Annotated in this window: 1 protein-coding gene; it reads right to left on the reverse strand. The window is 70.1% G+C overall.

Features of this window, described 5'->3' with window-relative positions; translation table 11 throughout:
* Positions 1 to 224: 224 nt before the first annotated feature.
* Positions 225 to 18,878 (reverse strand): nucleotidyl transferase AbiEii/AbiGii toxin family protein, encoded by an 18,654-nt coding sequence (locus tag LNW72_RS06680; RefSeq protein ID WP_250974530.1) that lies wholly within the window; start codon positions 18,876 to 18,878, stop codon positions 225 to 227.
* Positions 18,879 to 18,966 lie beyond the last annotated feature (88 nt).

An 18,966-nucleotide genomic window follows, 5' to 3' on the forward strand; every position in this document is an offset into this window, starting at 1 on the left:
ACTGTCCCCCGAACGTTGGAATCCGTGTGCCTTACGAGGCACGATTCTGGTTCAGGGCGTGATGTGCGCACCAGAGATGTTCGTCGTGGTCAGGCTATGACATCTGTCATGTCGATCGGCACTCGGCCCATCGTCGGACGGAAGGTCCACGGTGCGACGGCTCATGAAGTGCGAGCGGGACGGCCTGCGGGCCGGGGCCGGAGCCCCGGCCCCGGCCCCGGCCGTCAGCGGGTGTCGGAGGCGCAGTCGTCCACGATCAGGTCGGTGGGTACTGCTGTCAGGGCGTGCTGGAGGTGGTCCGCTGAGCCCTGCCAGAGGGTCTGGGCGGGGTCCAGCGGATGGAAACCGAGCGGTTCCAGCAGCTGTTCGCCGGTCCGCGGATCGGTTCCGACCAGGACGGTGTCGACGTTGCCGGTCCGCGCGATCCGTGCGACGTCCTGGAGCAGGGCCCGTACGGCCGCTGCCGACCGGTCGCCGTCGCCGTCCCACACCATGCCGGTCACCGACATGACCTCCGGCGGCCTGCCCGCGCCACCCGCCGACGGATCGAGGAGGGCCCGGACGGGATGGTCCCCGGTCAGCCCGCCGGCGTCGAGGGTGCCCCGTCCGTAGCGCAACTGCCCCCGGCCGGAACCTCGGTGGCCCCGCCCGGTGAGTGGATCGTCGGTGATCCAGTCGAGTACCTGCAGACGCCCCCGCAGCAGCGCGCGGTTCTGGATCAGGGGCACTGATACGAGGTCGGGTGCGGGTGCCGGTGCGGGTTCGCGTTCGGGTTCTTCGGGGACGGGTTCGGGGACGAGTGCGGGAGCGGGCGCCCGCGGGGGTGCCTGCGAAGGCGTGCCCACCGGTTCGGCGGCAACCCGAGGGGGCTTCGAGGGGCGCGAGGGAGTGGGCTCCGCAGGGCGCGTGAGCTCATCGATGATTCTGGTCAGATCCGTGGGCGCGAAGCCGCGCAGCGTCCGGTCGTTGAGCTGGACCGTCTCCAGCTCGACCCACTTCAGCTCCTTCCAGCCGGGCGTCTTCCACTGCTGACCGACCGCCTGCGGACCGGTCACGCGCCAGGGAAGCTTCGTCTCCGCGCCCCTGCCGTTCTTCTCCCGCTCCTTCATCACGATGAACTGACCGGTGAGGCTCGGGGGCTTCGACACCTCGAGTCGCTTGTAACCGATGCTCTCCAGGCGCGTCATCCGCGTGGCCTGGCCGTTGCCCTCCTCCTCCAGGTAACGGACGTGGTGTCCGAGCAGGGCGTAGATCTCCAGGTTTCCGCTCCGGAAGCCCAGGTGCCGCACCCCTTGCGGGTTCATGCGGTGCAGATAGTCGAAGAGCTGGAACTGATGGGTTCGACCACCATCAGGGAATCCGGCGAGCCACGCATCGCTGCTCCAGAACTCGGTCAGGTCGTGGACGCGCGTGGCATTGGTCGCCATCTGCTGGAATTTGACCGCGTTCCGATCCTTGTCACCGACCAGCACCACCTGCACATGGGGGGGCAGCTCGGTGATCAGCTGCCGAACCCCCGTGATGCTGGTGTCATGTTGGGGGTGGGGGCCGCCCTTCTTGCCGCTGAACCGGGTCCACAGCATGACGAACGTGCCACGGGTGGGTACCCCGGCCGTCTGAAGAAATCCCTCGACAGCGGTGTCCTGCGCGGTGGAACTCATCCCCCAGGCGCGGCGGACCGCCTCTCTGCTCGTCTGCGCCCAGCTGTCCGCCAGTTGCCCGGTCGCCCGGGACACCGGGTCCTGGAACCTGGGATTTCGCAGACCGTGGGGAATCGCCGGCACGGCATCTCCGTACGGCAACTCCTCGGGCACCGGCCTGTCGCCTCGGTTGTCGGTGGCTCGCCGGTAGAGGTCGTGCGGTTGGGCGTCCGTGACCACGTGCACCCGGCTCGCGCCGCCGCCGAGCGAATCCCGCAGGAATCCGCTCACCTGATCGGTGACGGTGCCCCCGGACACCACGGCCACATGCAGATGGGGGTTGACCAGGAGCGCCGCGGACACCCCGAACATGTCCCCGGTGAAGTTGCCGGCCATCACGATCAGACGGTGCTTGCTGGGGTCCGGGGTCTCGGGGACCTTCAGCGCTTTCAGCAGCGCCTTCAACGTCGTGACCAGTTCCTTCAGTTCAACCTCCGAACCGAACGTGCTCCAATGATTCTTCAGGAAGCCGATCTTGGTACCCCTGGTGAGGGTCTGCAGCTTCCACTTGAAGGCGTTGAGGAGCTGTACCCGGCCGGCAGCGCCCACGGCGATGCCTTGCCGACCGGCGTGCGCGTCGCCGCGTCGATCGCCGAGCTCACTGAGCAACACGGCACCGCCCTCCGGAAGGCCCTTGACCGACCACAGCAGATCAAACAGATCCTTGTACACCTTTTCGCCCTGGCGGTCGGCCAGCGCGTGTGCCTTGTCGGAGACCATGTCCGCGATGCTCGGGACGGGTATGCCCTCCATCACCGTGCCCGGCTCGTACACCACGGTCCTGTTCGGTCCGACCGTGATCTCCACACCGTTGATGACCCCGGTGATGGCCTGCTTGTCCTTGGCATCCACGGCGAACGTTCCGGTGAAGCGGACATCCTCCACGAGCCGGGCGTTGATGTCCTCCAGCAGATTCCTCGGTGACAGGTCCCGGTCGTTGAGACGGAAGTCGAGATCCGCGATCGGCCGGGGGCTGCCGAACATGAGCTTCACTCCGGCACCGCCGGAGAGGAAGAAGCTCGGTGTCACCTGCAGCATGACCTCGCTGAACTCCCGTCCCACCACCAGCTTCTGCTCGTCGCTGGGTTCGGCCGGCACGACGGTGGTCGCCGCAGTGTCCGGGGAGGCGGTGCTCGCGGATCCCACCTCGACCGGCAGCTCGATGGTGACGTGGAAAGTGACCAACACGTTCGCCTGCCCGGTGAGCGGGGTCGGTACCTCCTCCGGCACGTCCCTCGCCGGTACGAAGAGCTGCACCTCATGGAGTCCGGCCTTCCACACTGTCGGGACCTTGTCCCCCGTCAGCGTGAAGCTCGGCGCGGTGACCGGGCCGCCCACCGGTGCCAGCTGCTCACCGATCCACCGCTTCAGGTGACCGAGCACGGTGTCGCCGGACACCCGCGGGTCGCCGATGGACAGGGTCAAGGGGATCGGACTCTTGTTCACCGTGCCGGGACCGGCGCCCGCCGTGGCCGTGCTCGACTCCGCAGGGAGCGGGGGCCGCAGGAGGTCCACGATCCCCTGCCAGTTCGCCTGGTCCTTCCGTCGCATCACGGCTTTCCACTTGCCGACGGGCTTCGCCTTCGACGGCGCCGAGGTCGGGCTGTGGACCGGTCCGTCGTCGGTGGGGCTGCCTGCGGCGGCGGAGTGGTCCGGAGTCCGATCCGGGGCTGTGTGGTCGTCCGCCAGCAGTTCCAGATAGCGGGTGTGGGACAGATCCCGCACCACAGGACCGGACTGCGACACCGCCTCGATCCTCTGGAGATGCCGGTCCAGTACCGCGAAGGCCGCCTCGTTGGCGGACTCTCCCATGACCCCCTGGTCATCCGCGAACCGGCTCGTCCGCGACTCCTGGCGCAGCGCCATCAACGCGTCGGCGTACTCGTCCGGAAGTCCCAGGAAGTGCAGCAGCTCGTGCAGCAGCACGCCCGCCGAGCTCTGCGCGAACCAGACCAGCTGGTTGCTCGTGCCGTCGCCGGGGCGCACCTGGATCGTCCGGTGCGCACCTTCGGCCGTACCGGACAGTTCCAGGTGCAGATGGACCTGCGCCCCGCCCGGCAGCCGGAACCTGCCGTTGAAGTACCGGTCGACCGCGGCCGTCGCCGCGTTCCACAGCTCCGTTCGCCCGGCGTAGGTCAGCGTCGTGCCCTGGTACGGCTCGAGGTGCAGCCGCAAGGTGAACTCGCGTACCCACTGCCCCGGCCGCACCTCGAAGTGCCGCAGGTCGTACGTGATCGTGGTCTCCTGGCCCTGGAGCCAGCGCAGCTCGCGCTGCCGGGACGCATAGCGGCCGGGCAGCGTGGGACCACCGATCGGCCCCGTCCCCGCCTGGCCTGCCAGCTCCGGATCGAACCGCTCGGTGACCATCAGCGCGGGTTCCGCGAAGCGCCGGACGTCGGCCCAGTCCCCGGGCGCCAGCAGCGGCGGCGCGGGGACGCCGAGGGTACTCCGCGCGCCCGACGGTACGGGTCCGAAGGCGGCCGGGGGGAGGGTCGAACGGGCCGGGCGGGCGGGGGCGGACGCACTGCTCCTGGGCGCCAGGTCCTGGAGGGGAATGTCCGAGCTGTCGTCCGTGGCGGTGACCGGGCCGTGGAAGGCCCGGGCGTCCTCCGGCCGCACGCCCTGCTGCCTGGCGGTCGGCACGTTGACGGCGGGCTCGTTGACGGTCGGCGCTACGTGCACGACCGGCGGGACGACCACTGGTTCGGCAACCGGCGGTGTGATGACCGGCTCCGGGGCGCGCTCCTCCGACGCGGGAACAACCGGTTCGACCGCCACTACCGGCTCGACAACCACAGGCGCAGGAACGACCGGCTCGGGAACGACCGGCTCAGCGACCACCGGTTCGGGAACCACCGGTGGCAACAGGCCCAGTTCGCGGGCGCCCTCCTCATCGGTGCGGAAGAAGACTCCGCCGGGGACGACGACGTTCCTCTCGCCGCCGCGGCCCCACCAGTTGCCCAGGCCGGTGAGGGAGATCGAGGCGTCCGCCTGGATCAGGTACGTACGGCCTTCGCCGCTGCTGCTCCCCTTCTTCTTCGCCGATGCCTCGGAGGTGGCCTCCCTCGTGAAGTCGGTCTTGTACGGCGGGAGCGCCACCGACGGCGTCCAGGTGTCCGCGCCGCCGGGGCCGTTGCCCACCTCGGTGATGGTGGCGACCTGGAAGGTGGCGGTGCCCTGCAACCCGGCGTTGACGCCCTGGGATCCCGTCACCTTGACCTTGTCCCCGCCGGCGGCCTCGGTCTTGCCGGCCAGGGTCAGCGTCTCGCTGGAGGACACCACGCGGGGGTTCCGCAACTGGGTCCGCACCTGGATCTCCCGCAGGAGGCTGACCACGCCGGGCTCGCCGGCCAGGCCGCCGATCCGGTACACGGCCTGCGGATCACGCTGCAACTGTGCTGCCAGCGCCGTGGAGTTCAGCTGGCTGCGCAGCACATGGTCGGTCCACGGCGCGGTGAGTGTGGCCGGCAGCAGACCGTCCACCGCCACCCACACGGCGGGCGGCAAGTGGTAGGTGAGGACCCGGCTGTTCGCGGGCAGGACGAAGTCCCCCGGTGGCGGCACCGTGACCGTGACCGTCGCCGGGACGGTACCGACATGCGCGACGGAGTCGTCCGCGGGCGTCGTGGAACGCACTCCGTCCGCGACGGGGAAACGTGGCGCATGGCGCCACACTCCCCCGCGGCCCGCCAGCTGTGAGACTCCCAGGGTGGCGAGCTGGGGAAGCCTGCCCCAGCCCTGGACCCGGCGCACGCTGACGCTCCAGGTGACATCGTGCACCCACGACGCCGTTCCGGCGGCTCCGTGCTTGCTGGTCGAACCGGTCTTGCCGGTCTTGCTCCCGGTCGCCGTCAGCCCCCGCTCGCGGACGTACTTCGCGTCGGCTCCGCTGCCGCCGGCGCGGGCGAAGTCCTTGGTCTGGAGGCTGTTGGAGAAGGTGAGGCCGACCGAGGCCTCCGCGCCCCGCGAGCTCTCCGCGATGTCCTCCTGGCCGATGGTGGCGTTCGAGGTGATCTCGGCCGCGGTGGTGCCTTCCGTCACCTGGGGAGCTACGTGGCGGGGGTTGGACAGCTCCGCCTTCACCAGCACCTGGAGCTGGTAGCGGCCGAAGGGGCCGTCGTCGTACTCGTGCACCGAGAGTCCGCCACCGGTCAGCACGTCGAACAGCCCGCCCAGCCCCTCGGGAGAGGCGAGCAGCATCATCTGCTGTTCGAGCCGGGCACGGGTGCGGGCGGCGGCCGAACCCGTCAGCCAGGTGTTCGGGAGCCTGCCGAGGGCCTCTCGCAACTGCCGTACCACCGGCCGGGGATCGACGGGACCGAGGTCCGAGTCACCCAGGGAGTACCCGCTCGGCACGGCCGGGGAGGTGGTGGTGGCAGGCGTCGGGGCCGCCGTCCGGAGAGGCCGGTAGTAAGGGGGCGGATCCAGCGTCACCTGGGTCGGCGGCGAGACCGCCCCGGTGGACGACCCGCCGATACCCGCCGCCGTCAACGGCACCGTCACCGGCGCGGTCGCGGTCGCGGTTGCGGTTGCGGTTGCGGTCACGGACGAGGTCGCGGTCAGTGGGGTGCCGTCCGGATTCAGGTGGAAGTACTGAGCCGCGTCCTGCTCGCGAATCCACACCTGCACCCCGCCCGGCACATGGAGCTGCTTGCGGACGACCGGTCCCGCGAACCCGCCGAGTACGTCCGTGACGACGTTCCGCGACCCGCTGTTCCCACTGATCAGGTAGGTCACATCGAGGCTCACCAACAGTCCGGGGCCGGTGTAGGTCACCGCACTCTCCTGGCCGGCGCCGGAATCCAGCGCGGTGGTACGGAAGGACTTCGCCGTGTACGGCTTGGCGCCCACACCTGGAGTGACCGTCCACCGCTGCACCGCCACCGAGAAGCCGAAGGCGAGCCCGACTTCACGCGAAGAGCCGGACTTCGCGGCGGTCTTGACCGCGTTCCCGCCGGTGGTGGTGTTCTTCAGCTCGACCTGACCACGGCCCACGATGCGCGGGTTGCTCAGGGCCCCGGCGAGCCGTGCCTGGTCCATCCCGTCGGTCATCCGCCCGTAACGGAAGAGCGGCCCGGTCCCGTAGCCGTCGTGCAGGATCCGCTGGAAGTTGGCCCGTACCATGTCCTCGTTGAACGCCGACTCCACCTGCTGCGACGCGATCGTGGCGTATCCGCCGGCCACCGGGGGGCCGAGCGGCAGCGCCGCCGACACCTGGGCGAGGTAGGCCATCGCCCGTTCGTACGGCCGGGCGGACCGGGTCGGCCGGGGTGCGGGGGCCGGCTCCTCGTGAGTGGCGCTGGCCAGCAGGACCTGTCGGACGCCCTCCGGCAGCGGGTCCACCCCGTTCACCCGCAGTACGGCGTGGAAGCCGGGCAGTTCCACCGTCCGCGCCCCGTTGGGCACCGTCGGCTGCTCGTGCGCCACGGTGGTCAGCGATCCGGCGTCCCTCCTGACATCCGTCCCGGCGACCGGACGGGGGCTCGCACCCTCCGGGGCCAGATCGATCGGGACCAGCACCTGTACCTGTGCGGGCACCGACGGCACCGGCTCCAGCGCGCCGGACTGGTGGCGGATCGTGATCTCGTACTCGACCGGGACCAGGAACACGGCGGCTTCCTTGGGGCCCACCGCCTGCTGGGTACGCCCGACGCTCGTCGTGGCGGTGGTCGTCTTCTCCCACTCGTAGGTGCCCTTGCCCGCCACCTTGGGGACCAGTGCGCGCAGCGGTGTGGCGGTCCCCAGGCCGAAGGTGACGGACAGATCCGCTCCACCCTCCAGCGACCGGGTCTGCGCCTGCTTCCCCTCCAGCTTTCCGCTGCTCTTCGCGCTGCTGGTCACCTCGAGGCTGTCGCTCGTTCCCCGGAACAGCGCGGGACCGGTGGCGCGCGGCCGGATCATGACCTGCACGTATTCCGGATGCGGGTACGGGGTCCGCCGGGTGTGGACCTTCAGCAGCAGGGAATCGCCGCCCCAGAACACACCCTGCATGCCCGACTGCGACAACGCCGTCGTCAGGTTCCGGAGTGCGTTGGCGGTCTCCTTGAACTGCTGCCCCTCACTCTCCAGCCTGAGCCTGAGCCTGAGCCGCTGGGCGATGGAGTCCATGACGTCCTGCGACCCACCCGCCCACAGCACGGTTCCGGCCCGGAGGCCGTCGGCGGCCAGGTGCCGTGCCGGCCCCTGCCGCTCGTACGCGTCGGCGGGGTGAACGCCCAGCGGGGAGCCCGGGTCGGGAACCCGCACCCGGACGCCCCGGTCGACGGGTACCACGGTGGTGCGTTCGCCCCCGCCCTCGACCGCCACGGTGACGTCGTAGGTGATCCGGCCGCTGTACAGGTGGGTGGTGCCCGAGTAGCCGAGCGTCTGCTCCGCGTTCACGCCGGTGGTGGTCGTCGACGTGTGCGTGTCCTTCGCGCCCGCCGCCAGGTTCACGCTGGCGCCCACGCCGTCGTAACTGCCGCTCCCCTTCTTCCCTTCGAACTGCTTGACCAGCCACCCGAACGTGGCTCCGACCGAGACGGCAACGGAGTGTGTGGCGCCGGTGGCGGTCTTGTTCTCGGTGCCGAGATTGGTCCCGTTGTCCAGCGACACGTCATCGGTGGGACCGAGCAGCTGAGGAGCGTCCAGCCTGGCCCGCACGCGGACCACGGCCCGGCTGGCCCCCAGGAGGGTCGCGGCCTCCAGGGTCGGCGACATCAGTCGCTCGTTGACGAGTTGCTCGAAGGAGGCCTCCATGTTCGGCCTGCTGAGGAAGTCCCGCAGCGTCTCGTAGGCACCGCTGCCGACCACCCTGAACTCCGGTGGCAGCAAGGCGAGTACGTCCCGCAGCAGGCGTCCGTCGCCGGTGCTGACGTACTCGGGCACATGGAGCGGCGGCAGCCGCATCGGCTGGGGTGCTCCTGCCACGGCCGTGGTTCCGGCGCCCGCCGTCTCCGCAGCCCGGATCAGTTCCTCCGCCCGGGCCGCGGCCGTGACCACGTGGGCGGGGACCTTGAGGACGAGGCCGCCCGGGGTACCGCTCAACGTCGCGGAGGTCCCGGTGCCGGCGGCCGGGCGCACGGTGACCTGCCAGGCAGAGTCGAAGGCGACCGGGTGCCAGTATCCGGTGCTGGTGCTGGCGCGCGACTGCTGGACCGCACGGTTCGCCGTGGACTCGCGGGCGACCGTACTGATCAGCCCCTTGACGCTGACGGTGGGACTGATGGTCCGCAGCGCCGCGTCGGTGCCCTGGCCGATGGTGAGCGGAACCTGAACGATCGTCAGTTCGGGTCGTTCGTTGGCCTTGTCGCTCTGGTCGACGGCGCCGGTCTTGCTGTCCCCCTGGCTCCGCGCGACCTTGCTCTCCTCTGCGCCGTCCTGACCCGTCCCGTTGGTCAGCTCGACCTTGACCACGGCCTCGTGGGCGTCCGGCCCGGCACCGACGGTGACGGCCCAGCCGTCCCCGCGCGCGGCCTCGAAGATCTCCTTGAACCCCTTCTCGGAGAGGGCGATGTGGAAGAGGCCGTCCACGTCGGCGTGATGGGAGAGCGACGCGGGCAGAGCTCTCCTGATCGAGGCCAGAACCGCGTCCAGGTCCGCCTGGGCGACGTCCTTCACCTCGGTCAGCCCGAACCGGGCCAACCCGGCCGGCAGCGGACCGGCCGGCAGGGACGGAGCGGGCGGGGCCGGAGCCGCGAGGGAAGCGGCCGGCGGCTGCTCGACGGTCTGCGTGGGCTCGACCGACTGCGTGGGCTCGACGGACTCAGCGGGTTCTGCGGGTTCTGCGGGTTCTGCGGGTTTCGCTTGCTCGGCCGACGGGTTGACTCCGCTGGTCCCGCTGGGGCCGCTGAGGTCGGCGTCGCCGGCCGGTTCGTAATCGGCACGGTTGTAGCGGGGAAACGGCTGCTCAGGCTGCTCAGCAACGGCGTCACTTCCGGCGCCGTCGACGGCGTCGCCCTGGTCGGTCGCCCTTCCCTTCCCCTTGTCCTGCGCGGGGATCCGGGGCGCCTCGTCGGGCTCGGCGGGCTCGTCCGTCCCTTCGGATGCAGCTTCGGACGCGGCTACTGACGGGCCGATGTCACCCGCTTCGCCGACAGTTGCCTCCGGGGTCGTCTCCCACGGGGTGTGGCCCGGGAACGGGATGCGATTCCGGGGAGACTTCGGGTCGAGGTCGAAGCGGTGGTCGCTCGCGAACTCCTCTGGCACGCGCTGGGGTTCGTACAGCCCTGCGGGATCGGCCGCGGCCAGTGCGGCCTGCTCCTGTTCCCGCCGGGCGTTCTCCTCGGCGGCCCGCCGCTGCGCCTGCTGGGCGACCTCCAGCCGGGCGACGAGCCGCGCCTTGTCCATGGCGTCGGCCCAGGCCCTCCGCTTCGTCTCCCTTTCCGCCGCCTGCCGCTGTTCATCAACCCGGACCTGTGCACGGGCTCGAGCAGCCGGATCGTTCAGCTCAGCGGCGATCCGCGCCTCGGCAGCGGCAGCCGCCTTCTCCCGCTGGGAAGCGGCGGGGTCGGCGGGGTCGGCGGGCGCCCCCTCCTCCGAGTGCGAGCCCTCCGCGGTCGAGGCCGCACTGCTGGAGGTTTTGAACGGAGCGGACGACGGGATCCGGGCGGGTATCTCGAAGGCTTCCCGTTCCGTCTCCAACCCCGTCTCCACCGACGTCTCCACCGACGTCGACGTCTCGCCGGCCCTCGATTTGCGGGGTTTGACCTCCTTTTTCTTCTGGCCCTTCGTCTTCGGGTCGGGCGCGACGACGGCTGGAGGCTGCACCTTCACCGGCGGGTAGGAGCCCTGCTCCGTCTCCGGAGTTCCCCCCGGGACGAACTTGACCCAGCGACCCCGTGTGCCGTCTTCGTTGCGGAGAATGCTCAAGGGCACGTCGGGCCGGTTGTGGAAGATGTAGATCGACGTCGTGGAGGCCCACACCACGTGGTTGGTCCGGTCGGCCACCTGCTGGGCGACCACGCTGCCGTCGGCCCCTCTGGCACCGGCCTGGCAGGCGCACAGCAGGATCTGGCCCTCCGGCGGCAAGCGCCGCAGGCTCGGCCGGCGGCTCAGCAACGTTCCGAGGGACGTACCCGGCAGGTGTTTGTGCACCAGCGGCTCGTCCCCCTCCACCGCATCGCGTGTCGGCATCCAAGCGGCCAGATGCGTGGCATGGGTGAAGACCGTGTAGATGGGCTTCGTCACGTCCCACGGAACCAGCGCGATGGAATCGATGTCGGGCGTCATGTCGCTCGAGTAGTCGGAGTCCTCGACCTTCTCGTAATCGAGGGGAAGGTACTGGAAATGCGGACTGGTGGCGTCGAACCCGCTGCGCGTGCGCTCGAAACCCCGGGTGCGGGAGTCCGAGTAGAAGACCCGCCCGCCCGACTGCTGGTTCCACGGGAACACCAGGGCCTGACTGTCGAGGTCCTCGTCGTCGATGGAGCCCTTGACCCCCGAGTCGACCCGCCGGCCGTCCTTCTTCTCGACAACCATGGTGGCGACGCTCGGCAGGCTGAAGCCCTCGGTCTCCGGCTCGTCGCCGGACTCCTGCGGAACCTCACGGATCCAGTAGCCGTGCTCCCCGTCCGCCTTCTCTTCCGCTTCGACTCGAATGCGACCCTTCACCACGCCGGACGTCACCGTGCTGGTCCACACGGTCCGCCCCGTGGCCCTGGCGATCGCGCGCGGAAGCTCCAGGGTCTCGGCCATGCGGCTGGGACCGAGGAGCAGGAGCTGGTGATCGGCGGTCAGTCCCGCCACGGCCGGATCGGCCCGCACCGCCTCGGCCAGTTCCTCCGCGATGAAGTCCTCGTGGGCGTTCTTGGGAAGGACCACAAGGAACAGCGGCGCCTTCGAGATCTCGCTCAGGTCGCGGGTGTGCCTGGTGAGTTTCACCGGTGCGGGCTTGGCGGCGGCCTTCCCGCCCTTCTCCGGTTCCGTCTCCTTCTGACGCGGCCAGTGCCATTCGTACGTCGTCAGGTCGCCGACGACCGCGGCGGCCGGGGGCTTGCTCTTGTTCTTACCGAAGGCGATTCCGACCACGGTCGTGCCGTCGGCATCTGTCAACGCGCCGGAAACATGCGGCTTCCTGGGTTCCACCTTCGGCGCGGGGATGGGCGAAGGGATGGGCGCGGGCGTGAGGCCGGCCGGCTCCGAGGCGTCGGACTCCGTGACGGTGGCAGGGCCGTCCGGGACGGCGGCAGGGTCCGGCGTGGCGACAGGGCGCCGTTGCGAGACCAGCTTCTCCGACAGCTCGTCCCAGACCACGGGTCCGTCGACGGCCGCCACTGCGTCGACGACCGCACGGATCTCCGCTGGTGTGGCGTGCTGGTGCGCCTGCAGGACGAGCAGTTCGTGTGTCAGAGCCGACAGCCAGCCGCCGGTCAGGCGGGCCTTCATCACGGGATATCGGGTGTGTGCGAGGACTTCCAGTTTCTGGAGCGCCGGCACCTTGAGAGCGAGGTCGCCCTCTTCCGGGTAGAGGTCGTCGTGCAGCTTCAGGAGCGCTCCGGCATCGAGCAGCTCCTTCCGCGACGGAGCGGATTCCGTCGACGACGTCTTCTCCTCGGTCGGCGTCGCGTCCTTGGTCAGTGTCTCGGCGATCGCGCGCAGCTTCAGCTCGGTGACCCTGCCGCCCACGCCGCCGGCAGCCACCTTGCCGGGGTCGGCTGTCGCGGACGCCGCGGACACCGCGGTCGGTTCTGCGGGTGCGGTCGGTTCTGCGGGTGCGACAGGTGCCGCCGGCTCCGTCATCGTTGAGACCGGTTCCGCGGCAAACCTCCGGACACCCCGTATGTCCTCGACCTTTGCCTTGTTCTTGACTCTTTTCGCCTTGGCCTTGGCCGATTCCACGGGCTTCGCCTTCGGCGGAGCGTGCGATCCCAGCTCCGTTTCGGACGTGCCTCCTGGAACGAACTTCACCCAACGGCCCGTTGTCCCGTGCTCATTGCGGATGATGCCGATGGAAATGTCCTGGCGGTCGTTGAAAAGGCAGATCGTCGTCGTGGACGCCCACACCACGTGCTGGGTCGCATCGGCCACCTGCTGGGCGACCACCTGGCCGTGAACACCTCTGGCCCCGGCCTGGCACGCCATCAGAAGGATCTGCGCCCGCGGAGGCATCCGCTGCAGGCTCGGCCTGCGGCGCAGCGCCGCACCGAGCGACGTGCCCGGCACGTTGACGTGCTTCTGCTGGTACTTCCCCTCCTCCGCCGCTGCCATGGTCGGCATCCACGCGGCCAGATGCGTGGCATGGGTGAAGACCGTGTACATGGGCTGCGTCACATCCCACGGAACCAGCGCGATCGAATCGAGGTCGGGGGCCAGTTCGACCGCGGTTTCCGCCCCGGGTTCGGGCACTGTGTAGTTGGTCGGCAGATACTGGAAATGCGGCTTGGTGGCGTCGAAGCCACGGCGGGTGAGCTCGAATTCCCGCTCGCGGGACTCCTCGTAGTAGAACCGGCCGCCCGACTGCCTGTTCCACGGGAAAACGGCCGCCTGGGTGAAGAGCTCCTCATCGTCCAACGTGTCCGGAATGTTGGCATCGGCCCACCGGCCGTCGTCCCCCTTCTTGACCGTCATGGTCTCGATACGCGGCAACGCCATCGTCTGGGGAGCCGTCTCGGCCGCCGGCACCGACTGGCCGGGAAGCGGGGGAACCTCCCGGATCCAGAAGCCGTGTTCCGCCCCCGCCTTCTTCTTCGCCTCTACTCGAATGCGTTGATCCGTCACCGTGGACGACGCGGTGTTGATCCACACGGTCCGCCCGGTGGCCTTGGCTATCGCCCGCGGAAACTCGAGGCTGTCGGCCAGTTCGCGCGAACCGAGAAGAAGGAGTTGGTGATCGGCCGGCAATACGGCCACAGCGGGAGAGACCCGCACCGCCTCGGCCACGTCCTCCGCGATGAACTCCTCGTGGGCACTCTTGGGAAGAACGACCAGGAACAGCGGCGCCTTCGAGATCTCGCTCAGGTCGCGGGTGTGCTTGGTGAGCTTCACCGGTGCGGGCTTGGCGGGGGCCATCCCGCCCTTCTCCGGCTCCGTCTCCTTCTGACGCGGCCAGTACCAGTCGTACGTCGTCAAGTCATCGACGATCGCGTCCGCCGGCGGCTTGCTCCTGGATTTGCCGAAGGCGATTCCGACCTGGGTCTTCTCGTCCTGGCCCAGCAGCTTGCCGGGGAGATGCGACTTTCCGGTCGTCACCGGCTGTACGGGCGCGGCAGCGACATCGAGTTCGGGTTCGGCGGTGGAACCGGGATCGGCGATGGGCTCGACCGGGAGGATGGCCTCGGGCCGTCGTGGCGCCAATGCGGCGAACAGCCGATCCCATTCGACGGGTCCCGGTTCCTCGACGCCCGCCACCGCCTCGACCACCGCCCGGAGGTCCTGAGGCGTGGCGTGCTCAAGAGGGTGCAGGCCGAGCAGCTCGTGGGTCAGAGCGGAGAGCCAGCCCCCGGTGAGGAACCCGTCCATCGCGGGGTACCTGGCGCGCATGAAGGTCTCCAGTTCCCGCAGCGCCCGCACGGTGGAGTCGTTGCGAGGGCCCGCCTCAGGGAAGAGGTCGTCGTGCACCTTCAGAAGCGCCCCGGCACCAAGCCGCTGCTCCCTGGTCGGGGTGCTGCTGGTACTGGTCGCAGGTGCCAGCACCTCGGAGGTGTGGATCAGGTCCTCCTCGGTGACCCTGCCGCCCGCGCCACCGGCGTCGACCCGATCGGGGTCGGGCGTCACCGCGGGGGCGGACGGGCCTGATGCCACCGGCGGTCGTGAGGCGGATTCTTCGTCACCGGCCAGGAACCGCGAAACGCTGGTGGAGGTCCGGGTGGTGGGTGTGGTACCGCCTTCCGGGTGGGTCTCCGGGCGCGTCTCCGGGCGCGTTTCCGGTCGGGCGTGCGGCGCCGGCGTCTCGACAGGCTCAACGGTGACCGGGGCAGTCCGGTGCGGAGGGTCGAGCGTGAGGCGGCCCGACGAGCTGGGTACGTCGGACGCAGCCGGGCGTACCGGTACGGCCGGCTCGTGCCCGGGAAACGTCGACAGGAGTCCCCGACGCTCCAACGACTCGACATTGATGCCGAGGTCGCCGGCGAGCTCGCGCCATGCCGTCCGCTCTGCCTCCCGCTGAACAGAGGCGAAGTGCCGGTCGATGGCGTCGAAGTCCGAAGGGCCCTGGTAGTCGCGGGCAGCCACATCCAGCCGGGCGTTCACTCGCTCCTGGATGCGCGCCCGGGCATCGGAGAGCGAGATGTCGCCGAGCTTCCCGGAGTCACCACCCGACTTGTCGCGCTGATCGGCCACCAGCTTCTGCCACGCGGATTCGTCTCGGGCCAGCCTGTCCTGATGCTGCTGATCCGCGCGGACATTCTCCTCGGCGACCCGCTGCCGTCGGTCCTCCGACATCTGCCATCTGGCGTCGGCGTCCGCCTTGGCCTGGGCCGTCGCATTGAGTCTCTTCTGCAGCCGGGCCTTGGCCTCCGGGCTCTCCGCGTACGTCTTGGCCCGCGCCTCGGCGGCGTCGCCCGCCGTGCCGGATTCTCCCGCGCCGGGTTTCCCGCCGACGGCTGCGTCGCCGTGCTCTCCCGAGCCGAGCGCCTCACCCTCGCCGGGGAAGTGGCCATCGGCGGAGTTCTCGTTCGCGGTCCCCGAAGGTTCGTGCTCCGTCGTACGCGACGACGACCCGCTCGACTCCGCCGGCCGGCCGGCCGGCGCCGTCTCGGTGCTGCTCCCCGAGGACTTCCCTCGGGTCGCGGTACCACCCCCGCCGTCCCCGCCTTCACCGCGACCCATCGGTCCCCCCGTCGGCGGCTCGTCGGGTTTGAGGTCGGCAATCGTCATCATTTCGCCGGCCCTCGGCGACTTGGCCGCCTTCAGCACCGGCCTGGCCTCAGGTTCACGCGCTGGTTCCAGAGTGAAACGGCGATCGTCGGCCGCATTGGCCCGCGACTGCGCATCACGATCCCGCACCGCCGCCACCTCGGCCGCGGCCTTGCCCTTGACGGCGCCCTCCGTCGGCGGTCCGGACACCTCCGCCGGCTTACCCGCCGCCGAACCCTTCCCGGTACCCGGCTTGTTGCCTTCTCCGGTGAACGGCTCCGGCTTGGGTGCCGGGGTCTTGCCCAGGTCGGCGATCGTTCCTACTTCGCCGGCACGCGGTGATACGCGTGCCGTCGATCCCGGCCCGACCTCAGGTTCACGCGCTGGTTCCAGCGTGAAACGACGCTCGTCGGCCGCATTGGCCCGCGACTGCGCATCACGATTCCGCACCGCCGCCACCTCAGCTGCGGCCTTGCCCTTGACGGTGCCCTCAGTGGGCGGCCCGGACACCTCCGCCGGCTTGCCTGCCGCCGAACCCTTCCCGGTACCCGGCTTGTTGCCTTCTCCGGTGAACGGCTCAGGTTTCGGTGCCGGGGTCTTGCCCAGGTCAGCGATCGTTCCTACTTCGCCGGCACGCGGTGATACGCGTGCCGTCGATCCCGGCCCGACCTCAGGTTCACGCGCTGGTTCCAGCGTGAAACGACGCTCGTCGGCCGCATTGGCACGCGACTGCGCATCACGATCCCGCACCGCCGCCACCTCGGCCGCGGCCTTGCCCTTGACGGTCCCCTCAGTCGGCGGCCCGGACACCTCCGCCGGCCGGCCCGCCGCCGAACCCTTCCCGGTACCCGGCTTGTTGCCTTCTCCGGTGAACGGCTCAGGCTTGGGTGTCGGGGCCTTGCCCAGGTCAGCGATCGTGCCTACTTCGCCGGCACGCGGTGATACGTGTGCCGTCGATCCCGGCCCGACCTCAGGTTCACGCGCTGGTTCCAGCGTGAAACGACGCTCGTCGGCCGCATTGGCACGCGACTGCGCATCACGATCCCGCACCGCCGCCACCTCAGCTGCGGCCTTGCCCTTGACAGTGCCCTCCGTCGGCGGCCCAGACACCTCCGCCGGCCGGCCCGCCGCCGAACCCTCGCCCCTTCCCAGGGAGTTGCCCTCTCCGGTGAACGGCTCCGGCTTCGGTGCCGGAGCCTTGCCCAGATCGGCGAACGTCCCCACCTCGCCGGCACGCGGTGATACGCGTGCCGTCGAACCCGGCCGGTCAGCCGCAGCACCCTCGGCGCCCGGTTCACGAGCCGGCTCTACGGTGAACCGGCGATCGTCGGCCGCATTGGCACGCGACTGCGCATCACGATTCCGCACCGCCGCCACCTCGGCCGCGGCCTTGCCCTTGACGGTTCCCTCAGTCGGCGGCCCGGACACCTCCGCCGGCCGGCCCGCCGCCGAACCCTCGCTCCTTCCGAGGGAGTTGCCTTCGCCCGAGAACGACTTGGTCGTCACCGCCTTCAGAGCCTTGTCATTCTCGTGAACCGTCCACTTCCGGCCTTCCCCAGGCGACGCCTCGGACGCCCCCGGCCTCCCGCCCGGCGCACCCTGGCCGGCCTTGCCGTCGCCGCCCTTCGACGGAGCGCTGCTGCCGTCCCTGGATCCCTTGGCGGACACCGAGGTGTTCGCGGAATTCTCCAGGGTGGTGGTCTCTGAACCGGAGGCCGTCTTCTGTGAAGTGTTCACGGAATTCGAGCCGGACCCGGCCTCGTTCACCGGCCGTGCGGTGCCGCGCGCTGTCTGCGGGACCTCGGTGAACTTCTTGATGATGCCGTGCTTGCCGGCACCGGAGTCGGAGCCGGAGCCGGACGCCTCCTTGACTCCGTCCCCCGCGGCAGCGGACTTCGTGGAGGTGGGGTTGGTCTGGTTGAGCGACGCGGGGTCCTGCCCGCTCCGGACGTTCGGTGACGTTCCGTCACCTGTCGTACCCTTCCCCATCTCCTTGGGCTGCTGCTCGAAGGAGGACTTGTAGTTCTGGGAGTTGGGGCTCTCGGACGTTCGGTTGCCACCGCCCGGTGACGCGCTCGGCTCGCCCGGTGCCCTGGTGCCGTGCCCGGGAGTGGACGTGGACGGGTCCGGTACTGCGCGGGAGGCGGGATCCGGGGTCGCGGTCCGCTGTGCTGCGGGGGAATGGGTGTCGGCGTTCTCGCCGATGCCCCGTCCCGGGGACGGATTCCCCGAGTGGCCGGAGCCGGGCGCCGTACCGGGGCCGCCCAGCCCCGGAGTGCCCGGCTGGTCCGTCCCGGCGCCGGGAGTGTGCGCGTTCTTCCCGTCCGGGATCCCCAGAACCGGCTCGTGGCCGGTCCCCTGGCCGCCGGCCCGGTCGCTACCGATTCTCGGCGCGTCCGCGCCCGGCGCGCCCGGTGTCCCCGACCTGCCCGGCGTGATGGGCGGAGCGCTGTTGCCCGAGTTGAGCACCGGGGTTTCCCCGCCGCCGCCCGGGCCGGGCCTGGGCGGTGTCGTTTCGGGCGGGCGCCCGCCGGGGGCGAGGATGGGCTCCACCGGCCGGGGCCCGTTCGGGCCCAGGCCGCCGACCGGGGTGGGGCCTCCCGTTCCCGGCCCGCGGAGGGCCGGCGGCGGCATCTCCCCCGGAACCGGGACCTGGTGAACGCCCCCCTCGCCGACCCCCGCTGTCCCGGGTGTCTTGGGGACGGTCGGTTTGGGCACTGGGACCTCTGGGGCAATGGTGCCGCCCTTAGGGCCCTTGCCCCCGCCGGGGTACAGGTGGGGCAGGACGGTGAGGCCACCGAAGAGGCCCCCGACCCCCATGCTGATGCCCTCGCTCTTCCAGTCGATCTCGAAGGGCACGTCGTAGGCCTTGTCGCCGATCCACTGGGAGAGCAGGTCGACACCCAGCTGCGTCGCGGCCCCGCCGACGACCCCGGCGATGAATCCGGCCAGCTTGACCACTGTTTGCATGGCGGCGCCGAGCGCTTTGATGATCGAGGTGATGCCCGCTATGAGGCCCTCGAGCAGCGGCGCGATCAGCTTGGCCAGCAGACCGAGGCCGAGCGGAAGAACGAATCCGAGAATAGTGCCGATGATTTCGGCCAGACCCGCCGCATTGGCCGCCGCCTGTTGTTTGGCCAGGATGGTCTCGATGGCCCGGCCGTAGTCGTTGATGGAATCGCCGATGGCCCAGCACGTTGTCCGGGCCGGAAAGAGGACATTGTTGTAGACGGCGACAATGCCTTCACGGGCGGCGAATCGGGCGTCCCCGGTCCACGCGATTCCTTCGACCGCCGTATACAGGACGGTGGCCTCGTCCTGAATCGTTTGGCCCATGTCGATCCAGGCATTGCCCAGGGCGAAGATGTTGCCGGGACCGAAATCCGAGGAATTGGGAGCGTCCATCTTTTACCACCCTCTGGCTGAGCGCCGCTGAGCACTGCTGCTGGATACGCGTTCCGGACAGGCACCGCCTGCTGACGCAATGAGCCGG

Source organism: Streptomyces sp. RKAG293 (genome assembly GCF_023701745.1).
GTDB lineage: Bacteria > Actinomycetota > Actinomycetes > Streptomycetales > Streptomycetaceae > Actinacidiphila.

Excerpts from the sequence above, each read along its gene's own strand:
- LNW72_RS06680 (WP_250974530.1), bottom strand. The coding sequence starts at position 18,878 with ATGGACGCTCCCAATTCCTCGGATTTCGGTCCCGGCAACATCTTCGCC.